General features: G+C 62.4%; 13 protein-coding genes. 9 read left to right on the forward strand and 4 right to left on the reverse strand.

The features are described 5' to 3' along the window. Window positions 1-20: 20 nt before the first annotated feature. Window positions 21-1,202: a formate-dependent phosphoribosylglycinamide formyltransferase gene (gene purT, locus INS93_RS18805; protein ID WP_192984815.1), complete on the forward strand. Its 1,182-nt coding sequence runs from the start codon at window positions 21-23 to the stop codon at window positions 1,200-1,202. Beyond that, entirely contained in the window at window positions 1,199-1,933 is a 735-nt protein-coding gene (locus tag INS93_RS18810; protein ID WP_192984817.1) for an SGNH/GDSL hydrolase family protein, read from the forward strand. Before purT ends, INS93_RS18810 begins: the two co-directional genes overlap by 4 nt. Here INS93_RS18810 and INS93_RS18815 read toward each other — a convergent pair. Further along, a complete protein-coding gene (locus tag INS93_RS18815) occupies window positions 1,905-3,191 on the reverse strand; it encodes an HlyC/CorC family transporter (protein ID WP_192984819.1) in 1,287 nt (428 codons plus the stop codon). The two genes, INS93_RS18810 and INS93_RS18815, sit on opposite strands and share 29 nt — an antisense overlap. A gap of 10 nt (window positions 3,192-3,201) precedes the next feature. Continuing rightward, complete coding sequence (locus tag INS93_RS18820; protein ID WP_192984828.1) at window positions 3,202-4,002, reverse strand: cytochrome C assembly family protein; 801 nt, start codon at window positions 4,000-4,002, stop codon at window positions 3,202-3,204. A 157-nt stretch (window positions 4,003-4,159) separates the two neighbouring features. Between INS93_RS18820 and ffh the strand changes: the two genes are divergently transcribed. From ffh to INS93_RS18850, 6 genes are all read left to right on the forward strand, one after another. Further along, entirely contained in the window at window positions 4,160-5,539 is a 1,380-nt protein-coding gene (gene ffh / locus INS93_RS18825; RefSeq protein WP_192984830.1) for a signal recognition particle protein, read from the forward strand. 185 nt (window positions 5,540-5,724) lie between these two features. Beyond that, complete coding sequence (rpsP, locus tag INS93_RS18830; protein WP_003246162.1) at window positions 5,725-5,976, forward strand: 30S ribosomal protein S16; 252 nt, start codon at window positions 5,725-5,727, stop codon at window positions 5,974-5,976. 8 nt (window positions 5,977-5,984) lie between these two features. Continuing rightward, entirely contained in the window at window positions 5,985-6,521 is a 537-nt protein-coding gene (gene rimM, locus INS93_RS18835; protein WP_046492759.1) for a ribosome maturation factor RimM, read from the forward strand. 5 nt (window positions 6,522-6,526) lie between these two features. After that, the gene (gene trmD / locus INS93_RS18840; protein ID WP_021488829.1) at window positions 6,527-7,270 is read left to right on the forward strand and encodes a tRNA (guanosine(37)-N1)-methyltransferase TrmD; all 744 of its coding nucleotides are present in this window, start codon (window positions 6,527-6,529) and stop codon (window positions 7,268-7,270) included. 42 nt (window positions 7,271-7,312) lie between these two features. Then, window positions 7,313-7,663 carry a 50S ribosomal protein L19 gene (gene rplS / locus INS93_RS18845; RefSeq protein WP_003246155.1) on the forward strand — a complete coding sequence of 117 codons (351 nt, stop codon included), beginning with the start codon at window positions 7,313-7,315 and terminating at the stop codon, window positions 7,661-7,663. 81 nt (window positions 7,664-7,744) lie between these two features. After that, window positions 7,745-8,158, forward strand: coding sequence for an acyl-CoA thioesterase (locus INS93_RS18850; RefSeq protein ID WP_160016606.1), 414 nt, complete (start codon window positions 7,745-7,747; stop codon window positions 8,156-8,158). Window positions 8,159-8,210: 52 nt separating this feature from the next. Here INS93_RS18850 and INS93_RS18855 read toward each other — a convergent pair whose 3' ends face one another. Continuing rightward, a complete protein-coding gene (locus INS93_RS18855) occupies window positions 8,211-10,052 on the reverse strand; it encodes a cation:proton antiporter (protein WP_192984832.1) in 1,842 nt (613 codons plus the stop codon). Window positions 10,053-10,115: 63 nt separating this feature from the next. Here INS93_RS18855 and xerD point away from each other — a divergent pair, with 63 nt between their 5' ends. Further along, window positions 10,116-11,012, forward strand: coding sequence for a site-specific tyrosine recombinase XerD (gene xerD / locus INS93_RS18860; RefSeq protein WP_046492770.1), 897 nt, complete (start codon window positions 10,116-10,118; stop codon window positions 11,010-11,012). 96 nt (window positions 11,013-11,108) lie between these two features. Here the strand turns inward: xerD and INS93_RS18865 are convergent, their stop codons facing one another. Further along, entirely contained in the window at window positions 11,109-11,369 is a 261-nt protein-coding gene (locus tag INS93_RS18865; protein WP_192984835.1) for a DUF2790 domain-containing protein, read from the reverse strand. Window positions 11,370-11,408: the final 39 nt, after the last annotated feature.

Consider the following 11,408-nt stretch of genomic DNA (forward strand, 5'->3'; position numbering starts at 1 on the left):
TCACTGTTCGAGGAACACTCATGCCCCGTATTGGAACCCCTTTGTCGTCCTCCGCGACCCGTGTACTGCTGTGTGGCTGCGGCGAGCTCGGCAAGGAAGTGGTGATCGAGTTGCAGCGCCTGGGCTGCGAAGTCATCGGTGTCGACCGTTACGCCAATGCGCCGGCCATGCAGGTGGCACATCGTAGCCACGTCATCGACATGCTCGATGGTGCAGCCCTGCGTGCAGTGATCGAGAAGGAGCAGCCGCACTACATCGTCCCGGAAATTGAAGCCATCGCCACTGCCACCCTGGTCGAGCTGGAGGCCGAAGGCTTCAACGTGGTGCCGACCGCACGCGCCGCACAGCTGACTATGAACCGCGAAGGCATTCGTCGTCTGGCAGCCGAAGAGCTGGGCCTGCCGACCTCGCCGTACCATTTCTCCGACACCTTCGAGGACTACACCGCAGCGGTGAAATCCGTCGGCTACCCCTGCGTGGTCAAGCCGATCATGAGCTCTTCCGGCAAGGGCCAGAGCGTGCTCAAGAGCGACGCCGACCTGCAGCGCGCCTGGGACTACGCCCAGGAGGGCGGACGCGCCGGCAAGGGGCGGGTGATCGTCGAGGGTTTCATCGACTTCGACTACGAAATCACCCTGCTCACCGTGCGTCATGTCGGCGGCACCAGCTTCTGCGCGCCGATTGGCCATCGCCAGGAGAACGGCGATTACCAGGAGTCCTGGCAACCTCAACCCATGAGCCCGAAGGCCCTGGCCGAGTCCGAGCGCGTGGCGCTGGCGGTGACCGAAGCGCTGGGCGGCCGTGGCCTGTTCGGCGTCGAGCTGTTCGTAAAGGGCGACCAGGTGTGGTTCAGCGAAGTCTCGCCGCGCCCGCATGATACCGGTCTGGTGACGCTGATTTCCCAGGAACTGTCCGAGTTCGCCCTGCATGCGCGTGCGATTCTCGGTTTGCCGATTCCGGCGATCCGCCAGATGGGCCCGTCCGCGTCGGCGGTGATTCTGGTGGAGGGCAATTCGCAGCAGGCCAGCTTCGCCAACCTCGGAGCCGCATTGAGCGAGGCAGACACCGCGCTGCGTCTGTTCGGCAAGCCCGAGGTCAAGGGCCAGCGCCGCATGGGCGTGGCGCTGGCGCGTGACGAATCCATCGAAGCAGCTCGCGCCAAGGCACTGCGCAGCGCGCAAGCGGTTCGCGTCCAGTTGTGAGTCGGCATGCGCTGTGGTGGCTGGCGACTGTGCCACTGCTGCCATTGGCGCTGCCTCTGGCCCTGCACGCCCGACGCACGGCATTGCGTCTGCCGGTTGCGCAGGGCGAGCCAAGCGGCATCGCTGCCGCGCATTTACCGGGTGAGGCGTTTCGCCTGCTGCTGATCGGTGAATCGACCGTGGTGGGTGTCGGCGTCACGAGTTTCGAACAGTCGCTGGCGAGTTGTCTGGCGGTCGCCCTGGCCGAGCGCCTGGGGCGGCCGATACGCTGGCGCGCCTGTGGCGAGAACGGCATCACCGCCTCTGAGGCGCATGAACGCCTGCTGCCGCTTGGATTGGCCGAGCCGGCCGACCTGGCGCTGCTGGTGTTCGGCGTCAATGACACCACGCACCTCACGCCGAGCAAGCGCTGGTTGCAGGCGCTCACGGGCATGGCCGATGCGCTGGGCGAGCGGGGCTGTCGCGTGGCGTTCAGCGCTGTGCCGCCCTTGCAGCATTTCAGCGCCTTGCCGTGGCTGTTGCGGCAGTTGATGGGCTGGCGGGCCAGCTTGCTGGATCGTGAGTTGCAGAGCCTGGCGCAACGGCTGGGCGCGCGGCACTGCGTGCTGGACCTACCGTTCGAGGCGCATTATCTGGCCGAGGATGGCTATCACCCGTCGGCATTGGGCTATCGGCAATGGGCAGCCGGCCTTGCCGAGCGCCTCACTCCGGAGCTGTTGCGTCCGCTTTGACCTTTTCCACCTGCCAGACGCGCACGCTCTTCACCCGGTTCTCCGCCGCCTGGAGAATTTCCAGGCGGTAGGGGCCGATCTTCAGGCAGACGCTACTGTCAGGAATGCTCTCCAGCGCTTCGGTGATCAGGCCGTTGAGGGTCTTGGGCCCGTCGCTGGGCAGGTGCCAGCCGAGGGTCTTGTTCACTTCGCGAATGTAGGCGGCGCCGTCGATGACCAGAGTGCCATCCTCCTGCGGGTGGATATCCGGGCTGCGCAGGCTGTCCTGGTTGCTGAAGTCGCCGACGATCTCTTCGAGGATGTCTTCCAGGGTGACGATGCCGATCACATCGCCATATTCGTCGACGACGATGCCGATGCGCCGCTTCTGCTTCTGGAAGTTGATCAGTTGGGTCGCCAGGGGCGTGTTTTCAGGGATGAAGTAAGGCTCGTTGCAAGCTGCCAGCAGCGAGTCCTTGGTCAGTTGGTTGTGGCTCAGCAGTCGGGCGATCTGGCGCATGTGCACCACGCCTTCGATCTGATTGATGTCGCCACGAAACACCGGCAGGCGCGTGTGCGAGGTGCTGCGCAACTGGCCGATGATGATTTCCAGGTCGTCGTCGAGATCGATGCCGGTCACTTCGTTGCGCGGGATCATGATGTCGTCGACCGTGACCCGTTCGAGGTCGAGGATGCTCAGCAGCATGCTCTGTCGATTCAGTGGCAGCTCCGAGCCCGATTCGCGCACCACGCTGCGCAGCTCTTCGGTGGACAAGCTGTCGCTGGCGCGCTTCGCCGGGTCGACGCCCAGCAGGCGCAGCAGGCCGTTGCTGATCACGCTGGTAAGCCACACCACTGGGTAGAGTACGCGTAGCAGCAGGCTGAGCACGCGGCTGGCGGGGAAGGCAACCAGTTCCGGGCGCAGGGCGGCCAGGGTCTTGGGCGTGATTTCGCCGAAGATCAGCACGATAATGGTCAGGCCCGCCGTGGCGATGGCGATGCCGGCTTCGCCCCAGAGGTCCACTGCCAGCACCGTGGCGATGGAGGCGGCGAGAATGTTGACCACGTTATTGCCAACCAGGATGGTGCCGAGCAGGCGGTCCGGGCGGTCGAGCAGGCGGATGACGCGCTTGGCGCCGCTATGCCCTTCCTTGGCCAGATGCTTGAGTCGGTAGCGGTTGAGGCTGAGCATGCCGGTCTCGGAGCTGGAAAAGAACGCCGAGCAGAGAATCAGGAAAATCAGCAGGCCGAGTAGGTAGCTCGAATGAATGTCGTCCACGACGTCTGTCTCAGATGTGCAGGATGAATTCGCGTACCAGCTTGCTGCCGAAGTACGCCAGCATCAGCAGGCAGAACCCGGCGAGGGTCCAGCGAATGGCCTTGTGGCCGCGCCAGCCGAGTTGGTGGCGCCCCCACAGCAGAACGGCGAAAACCACCCAGGCGAAGCAGGAAAGGATGGTCTTGTGTGCCAGGTGCTGGGCAAACAGATCATCGATGTACAGCGCGCCGGACAGCAGCGACAGCGACAGCAGCAGCCAGCCCGCGAAGAGAAAGCCGAACAGCAGGCTTTCCATGGTCTGCAGTGGTGGAAAGTTGCGGATCAGCCCCGACGGGTGCTTGTGCTTGAGCTGATGGTCCTGCAGCAGCAACAGGACCGACTGGAACACGGCGATGGTGAGCATGCCGTAGGCCATGATCGAGAACAGGATATGGGCGAGGATGCCAGGGTGTTCGTCGATTGGGTTGATGGTGCCGCTGGGCATGAACTCTGCGGCAAGGACCGTCAATGTGCCGAGCGGGAACAGGAGCAGCAGCAGGTTTTCCACCGGGATGCGCAGGCAGGCCAGCAGAATCAGGCCAATGACCGCGCAGGCGATCAGGCTGGCGGCATTGAAGAAGTCCAGGCTGAGGCCGTGGACGTCATACAGCTGATAGAACAGGCTGATGCCGTGCAGGCAAAGCGCGACCACGCCAAGCAGCGCGAGCAGACGTTTGTCAGGAATGCTGCGCTGCGTAAGGCGCAGTCCTTGGTAAGCGGCGGCGCCAGCGTAGAGGAGGGCGGCGGCGAGGCTGGGCAACAGAGGGTGCATAAATCCGTGTAAGGCGAGCCCGAAAGGCGCTGAGTGTGGCACAGAAGGGCATCAGCACGAAAGACTGCCGGCGGTGTCGGCAGCTCGGCGACTTCGCTATAATCCGCCGCCTGTCGCACACCCGGCGCGCCGGGTCGCACCTATCAAAGGAACGCGCATGTTCGAAAATCTTACCGATCGCCTGTCCCAGACGCTGCGTAACGTCACGGGCAAGGCCAAGCTCACCGAAGACAACATCAAGGACACCCTGCGCGAAGTGCGCATGGCCCTGCTCGAGGCCGACGTGGCGCTGCCGGTGGTCAAGGACTTCGTCGGCAAGGTCAAGGATCGCGCCGTTGGCACCGAAGTTTCCAAGAGCCTGACCCCGGGGCAGGCCTTCGTGAAGATCGTCCGCGCCGAGCTGGAAGAGCTGATGGGCGCGGCCAACGAAGATCTGGCACTCAATGCGGCGCCACCTGCCGTGGTGCTGATGGCGGGTCTGCAGGGGGCGGGCAAGACCACCACTGCCGGCAAGCTGGCCAAGTTCCTCAAGGAGCGCAAGAAGAAGTCTGTGCTGCTGGTGTCGGCCGACGTTTACCGTCCGGCGGCAATCAAGCAGTTGGAAACCCTTGCGAGCGATCTCGGGGTGACCTTCTTCCCCTCCGACGCCAGCCAGAAACCGGTGGATATCGCCAATGCAGCGATCCGCGAAGCCAAGCTGAAGTTCATTGACGTGGTCATTCTCGATACCGCCGGTCGCCTGGCCGTGGATACCGAGATGATGGCCGAGATCCAGGCGCTGCATGCTGCGGTCAACCCGGTCGAGACGCTGTTCGTGGTCGATGCCATGACCGGTCAGGATGCCGCCAACACGGCCAAGGCGTTCGGCGAAGCGTTGCCGCTGACCGGCGTGGTGCTGACCAAGGTCGACGGTGATGCGCGGGGCGGTGCGGCCTTGTCCGTGCGCCACATCACCGGCAAGCCGATCAAGTTCATCGGTATGGGCGAGAAGAGTGACGCGCTCGAGCCCTTCCACCCGGATCGTATCGCCTCGCGCATCCTCGGCATGGGTGACGTGCTCAGCCTGATCGAACAGGCTGAGCAGACCCTTGATCGCGAGAAGGCCGAGAAGCTCACCAAGAAGCTGAAGAAGGGCAAGGGCTTCGATCTCGAAGACTTCCGTGATCAGCTGCAGCAGATGAAGAACATGGGCGGCCTTGGCGGCCTGATGGACAAGCTGCCGTCCATTGGTGGCGTCAACCTGTCGCAGATGGGCAGCGCCCAGGGCGCGGCCGAGAAGCAGTTCAAGCAGATGGAGGCGATCATCAACTCGATGACCCCTGCCGAGCGCCGCGACCCGGATATCATCAGCGGCTCGCGCAAGCGTCGCATCGCTCTGGGTTCCGGTACCCAGGTGCAGGACATTGGTCGGCTGATCAAGCAGCACAAGCAGATGCAGAAGATGATGAAGAAATTCACCGCCAAGGGCGGTATGGCCAAGATGATGCGCGGCATGGGCGGTATGCTGCCCGGCGGCGGTGGCATGCCGAAATTCTAGGCAAAGCAGCCACAAGCCAGGAGCTTCAAGCCGCAAGAAAGAGCTGCAGTCTGGAAATCTGCTTTTACTTGTAGCTTGTGGCTTGAAGCTTGTCGCTTTTGCTCATAGAATATGCGGCCTTTCGGGCCCAGGCCCATTTTTAATGTGTGCCTCAAGTTAGCACCGACTATAGGAACGATGTTCACATGGTAACCATCCGTCTTGCTCGTGGCGGCTCCAAAAAGCGCCCCTTCTACCACCTGACCGTGACCAACAGCCGCAATGCGCGCGATGGTCGTTTCGTTGAGCGTATCGGTTTCTTCAACCCGATCGCTGCCGGTGGCGAAGTGCGTCTTTCCGTCGACCAAGAGCGTGCGACCTACTGGCTGGGCCAGGGCGCTCAGCCGTCTGAGCGTGTTGCTCAGCTGCTCAAGGAAGCTGCCAAGGCTGCTGCCTAAGCATCTTTATGAGTACGACGCCGGCCGTCGCCGAGGATTTGATCGTTCTCGGCAAGATTGTTTCGGTGCACGGCGTCAAGGGTGAAGTGAAGGTGTACTCCTTTACCGATCCTATCGATAACGTGCTCGATTACCGCAACTGGACGCTCAAGCGTGACGGTGAGGTAAAGAAAGTGGAACTGGCCAGCGGCCGCCTTCAGGGCAAGGTGCTGGTAGCCAAGTTGAAAGGTCTGGATGATCGAGAAATCGCGCGTACCTACGCCGGCTTCGAGATCTGCGTGCCGCGTAGCGAGCTGCCGGATCTGGAAGATGGCGAGTTCTATTGGTACCAGTTACAGGGCTTGAAGGTCATTGATCAGGCGGGGCAGTTGCTCGGTGTGGTCGACCACTTGTTCGAAACCGGTGCCAACGATGTGATGGTGGTCAAGCCCTGCGCGGGCAGTCTGGATGATCGCGAGCGTCTGCTGCCCTATACGGATCAGTGCGTGCTTTCGATCGACCTGGCAGCCGGCGAGATGCGGGTCGACTGGGATGCGGATTTCTAAGGCTCATGCGCGTAGAAGTCATCACCCTGTTCCCGGAAATGTTTGCTGCCATTGGCGAGTACGGCATTACCAGTCGTGCGGTCAAGCAGGAGCTGCTCAAGCTCAATTGCTGGAACCCGCGAGACTACACGACCGATCGTCACCATACGGTGGATGACCGCCCTTTCGGCGGTGGTCCGGGGATGGTGATGAAGATCAAGCCTCTCGAGGATGCCTTGGCCAGTGCCAAGCAAGCCGCGGGAGAGACGGCGAAGGTGATCTACCTGTCGCCGCAGGGACGTAGCCTGAATCAGGCTGCGGTCCGCGAGCTGGCTCAGGAAGATGCACTGATCCTGATTGCCGGTCGTTATGAAGGCATCGACGAGCGTTTCATCGAAACGCATGTCGATGAGGAATGGTCGATTGGCGACTACGTCCTGTCCGGCGGTGAGCTGCCGGCCATGGTGCTGATCGATGCGGTGACGCGCCTTTTGCCTGGTGCATTGGGTCATGCCGATTCGGCCGAGGAGGACTCCTTTACGGATGGCCTGCTCGACTGCCCGCACTACACCCGCCCGGAGGTGTATGCGGATAAACGTGTTCCCGAAGTGTTGCTGAGTGGCAACCACGAACACATCCGGCGCTGGCGTTTACAGCAGTCCCTTGGTCGGACCTGGGAACGTCGCGCTGATCTTCTGGATAGCCGCTCGCTTTCTGGAGAAGAGAAAAAGCTGCTGGAGGAATACATCCGCCAGCGGGACGATAGTTAACGTATCGATGGCAGGCCGGGAGGCTTGTCTTAGGAGCGCAGCATGACCAACAAGATTATCCAGATGCTCGAAGCCGAGCAGATGAACAAAGAAATCCCGACTTTCGCCCCGGGCGACACCGTAGTCGTTCAGGTGAAAGTGAAGGAAGGCGACCGTCAGCGTCTGCAGGCCTTCGAAGGCGTCGTTATCGCCAAGCGTAACCGCGGCCTGAACAGCGCCTTCACCGTGCGCAAGATCTCCAGCGGTGTTGGCGTCGAGCGTACCTTCCAGACCTACTCGCCGCTGGTCGACAGCCTGAGCGTCAAGCGTCGCGGTGACGTGCGCAAAGCCAAGCTGTACTACCTGCGCGACCTGTCCGGCAAAGCCGCACGCATCAAGGAAAAGCTGTCCTAAGTTCGGACGCTTTTCTGACAAAAGCAGCCTTCGGGCTGCTTTTGTCGTTTCTGGCTTCCAGTAATCATGAGTGGCAGTGACATGACTCCAAGAGAGCAAGAGATTCAGCGGCGCATTGTGCTGTCGGAAACCCGCGTGACCAAGGCGGTGTTTCCGCCGACCACCAATCATCACAACACCCTCTTCGGCGGCACCGCGCTGGCCTGGATGGACGAAGTGTCGTTCATCGCTGCCACGCGTTTCTGCCGTTTGCCGCTGGTGACGGTGTCCAGTGATCGCATCGATTTCAAGCATGCGATACCGGCCGGCTCCATCGTCGAGTTGATCGGGCGGGTGATCAAGGTCGGCAACACCAGTCTCAAGGTCGAGGTCGAGGTGTTCGTCGAGGGGCTGTATCAGGAAGGGCGCGAGCGGGCGATCAGCGGCAGCTTCAGCTTCGTTGCCGTCGATGATCAGCAAAAGCCCGTGCCGGTCTTGCCGGGCTTCGATCAGTAGTCAGCCCGCATCTCGGGGGCACAAGCTGACTGTCAGGCTGGCCGCTCGGGACTCACATGGCGGCGTGGGCTTCCTGCGCACTGGGCTCGCTGGCTGGTTCTTCTGATTCGATCAGTGCCATCAATGTCCAGCCGGTACCAGGAGTGAAGCTCAGAGGTTGCGTGGCGATATGCAGCCACCCATTCGGTGCGCGAGCCAGCAACAGTGTGGCTCGTTTGCCGTAGAGGGCGTTGTAGGCATTCCAGTCGAAGGTCTGGGTCAGAGTGGTGCTGCGTACTTCGTCGCCGCGCGCCAGGCGGCTGGCGAACTGCGGAAAGCTCAGTGGCTGTCCGCCCAGCGGCAACCCGCGTACCTCATCACTGCTGCGGTGCTTGTCGCTGCGCCTGCCGTCGGCGCTGGTGGGCAGGGTAAAGCGCCGGTTACCGGGGAAGTCGTGACGAAAATGCATGCAGGCCAGAGCATTGAGTTCTGCCGAGGGCGTCAGTGCCAGCAGGTGACCCAGGCCGACCAGATCCAGGTGCGCCTCGGCATGTTGCGAGGTCGGGTTGCCGAAGAAGGTGGGCAGGCCGGACATGCGTGCAGCGCGGATGTTTTCCCAGCTGGAATCGGTCAGCAAGACCTGGCTGCCCAGGCCCTGGATGGCTTTGCCCAGCGCTCGCGCGACCGGGTTCGCGCCGACGATCAGGAAACCGCTGGGTGAGGGTTCGGCGACCTTGAGCAGTCGCGCCAGAGGCCGCGCCGTCGCGCTCTGCAGGACCACGGTGCCGATGATGACCAGAAAGGTCAGCGGCACCAGCAGGTGGGCTTGTTCATTGCCCTGTTGCTCCAGGCGCAGGGCGAAGATCGCCGAGACTGCAGCAGCGACGATGCCACGTGGTGCGATCCAGGCCAGAAGGGCGCGCTCGCGCCAGTTGAGGTTGGAGCCCAGGGTGCAGACGGCGATATTCAGTGGGCGTGCGATCAGCTGGATGACCGCGAGCAAGGCCAGCGTTGCCGGGCCCAGTGCCAGCAGCGCCTGCAGGTCCAGGCGAGCGGCGAGGATGATGAACAGACCGGAGATCAGCAGCACGCTGAGGTTTTCCTTGAAGTGCAGGATCGGCCTGATGTCCACGCCGCGCATGTTGGCCAGCCACATGCCCATGACCGTCACGGCGAGCAGGCCGGATTCATGCACCATCAGGTTGGCGGCGATGAAAATTCCCAGCACTGCAGCGAGGGACGCGAAATTATGCAGGTACTCCGGCAGCCAGCGTCGTCGCAGGACGATGCCGAAGGCCCAGCCCGCACCCGCGCCGAGCAGGCTGCCGCAAGCGATCACCGCAGCGAAGGTGCTCAGGCTCTCGCTCATGGCGTTACCTTCTGCGTAACTGACGATGAAGGCGAAAGTCACCACTGCCAGCAGAGCACCGATGGGATCGATGACGATGCCCTCCCAGCGCAGGATGTTCGCCACCGCTGATGTGGGTCGGACCACGCGCAGCATCGGGGCGATCACGGTGGGGCCAGTAACCAGCGTAAGCGTGCCGAACAGCAGTGCCAGGTCCCAGGAGAACCCCAGCAGATAATGACTGGCGACGGTGATTACCGCCCAGGTGAGCAGTGCGCCGATGGTTACCAGGCGCCGCACCACCCTGCCGATCTCGCGCCATTCCGACAGGTGCAGGGTCAGGCTGCCTTCGAACAGGATCAGCGCCACGGCCAGGGAAATGAACGGAAACAGCAGGGGGCCGAACAGCTCCTGCGGATCGAGCATGCCCAGCAACGGGCCAGCGAGAATGCCACCGAACAGCAGGAACAGGATGGCCGGCAGGCGCAGGCGCCAGGCTAGCCATTGACTGGCCAGGGCCAGCAGGCCGATGCCGCCCAGGCTCAGCAGGATATGAGTCTCGCTCATTGGATCTCCCTATCGCGGTGGGGCTGTGGAAAACTAGCAATCATATTTCGTCATGGACCCTCGATGGCAACGTTAACTCATCCTCTGATCGAACGCTTCCTCGAAGCCCTGTGGTTGGAAAAGGGACTCTCCGCCCACACCCAGGCCGCCTATCGTAGTGATCTGGAACACTTCAATGCCTGGCTCGATGGGCGCGGTCTGGCCCTGCAGCACGTCGGCCGTGACGCCATTCTCGATCACCTGGCCTGGCGCCTCGAGCAGGGCTATCAGGCGCGTTCCACTGCGCGCTTTCTCTCAGGGGTGCGTGGTTTCTACCGTTTTTTGCTGCGCGAAACGCTGATCAGTGAAGATCCGACTTTGCAGATCGATTTGCCGCAGATCGGTCGGCCACTGCCCAAGTCATTGTCCGAGGCGGATGTCGAAGCGCTGCTGCAGGCGCCAGACCTGGATGACCCAATCGGCCTGCGTGATCGCGCCATGCTCGAGGTGCTTTATGCCTGCGGTTTGCGGGTCAGTGAGTTGGTTGGGCTGACATTGGAGCAGGTCAATCTGCGCCAGGGTGTGCTGCGGGTGTTCGGTAAAGGTAGCAAGGAGCGTCTGGTGCCATTGGGTGAAGAGGCCATTGCCTGGATCGAGCGCTACACGCGTGAGGCGCGCCCGCTGTTGCTGGGCGGCAAGCCCAGCGATGTGCTGTTTCCCAGCCTGCGTGGCGAGCAGATGACTCGGCAGACCTTCTGGCATCGTATCAAGCATCAGGCGCAGGTCGCTGGCATCAGCAAGGCGTTGTCGCCGCACACGCTGCGCCACGCCTTCGCGACTCATCTGCTCAATCACGGCGCCGATCTGCGGGTGGTGCAGATGTTACTGGGCCACAGCGACCTGTCCACCACGCAGATCTACACCCACATCGCTCGCGCTCGCCTGCAGGAGTTGCATGCGCAGCACCATCCGCGCGGCTGACTGGCCATGAACGAATCCCCGCCACCGTTGCCGGTGGCGGGGATCACTCTTTTCAGTGGCTGCCCTCTGGCTTGCCGGGCGGGCAGGTCTTGATCATCAACTCTGGCTGGCGCAGGCGCTGGAGAGCTGCTCAAAGTCGAGAACTTCCACGTCACCCGCGCTGTTGCGGTAGGTCATCGTTGCCGTGACCACTTCGCACTGCGGGCTGTTGGGCGCGTCGATGTAAATCACCTTGGCGATATCCAGGTTCTGGCCGTAGCGGTAGGTCGTGGCCTCGGCACTGTGGGCGAGGCTGGTGAGCGACGCGCTGAGTGCGATGGCGGTCAGGGCGGTGGCGAACAGGGTGCGGGCTTTCATGGTGGTTCTCCTCTTGGGTGCCGCGCTCGGGCGTTGGCC

Origin of the sequence: Pseudomonas sp. EggHat1 (assembly GCF_014892995.1) — a bacterium.
In the GTDB taxonomy this organism is placed as follows: Bacteria; Pseudomonadota; Gammaproteobacteria; order Pseudomonadales; family Pseudomonadaceae; genus Aquipseudomonas; species Aquipseudomonas chaetocerotis.

Bases quoted from the DNA above. Each gene is read 5' to 3' on its own strand.
- purT (WP_192984815.1), top strand. From the start codon at position 21: ATGCCCCGTATTGGAACCCCTTTGTCGTCCTCCGCGACCCGTGTACTG.
- INS93_RS18820 (WP_192984828.1), bottom strand. From the start codon at position 4,002: ATGCACCCTCTGTTGCCCAGCCTCGCCGCCGCCCTCCTCTACGCTGGC.
- ffh (WP_192984830.1), top strand. From the start codon at position 4,160: ATGTTCGAAAATCTTACCGATCGCCTGTCCCAGACGCTGCGTAACGTC.
- rpsP (WP_003246162.1), top strand. From the start codon at position 5,725: ATGGTAACCATCCGTCTTGCTCGTGGCGGCTCCAAAAAGCGCCCCTTC.
- rimM (WP_046492759.1), top strand. From the start codon at position 5,985: ATGAGTACGACGCCGGCCGTCGCCGAGGATTTGATCGTTCTCGGCAAG.
- trmD (WP_021488829.1), top strand. From the start codon at position 6,527: ATGCGCGTAGAAGTCATCACCCTGTTCCCGGAAATGTTTGCTGCCATT.
- rplS (WP_003246155.1), top strand. From the start codon at position 7,313: ATGACCAACAAGATTATCCAGATGCTCGAAGCCGAGCAGATGAACAAA.
- INS93_RS18850 (WP_160016606.1), top strand. From the start codon at position 7,745: ATGACTCCAAGAGAGCAAGAGATTCAGCGGCGCATTGTGCTGTCGGAA.
- INS93_RS18855 (WP_192984832.1), bottom strand. From the start codon at position 10,052: ATGAGCGAGACTCATATCCTGCTGAGCCTGGGCGGCATCGGCCTGCTG.
- xerD (WP_046492770.1), top strand. From the start codon at position 10,116: ATGGCAACGTTAACTCATCCTCTGATCGAACGCTTCCTCGAAGCCCTG.
- INS93_RS18865 (WP_192984835.1), bottom strand. From the start codon at position 11,369: ATGAAAGCCCGCACCCTGTTCGCCACCGCCCTGACCGCCATCGCACTC.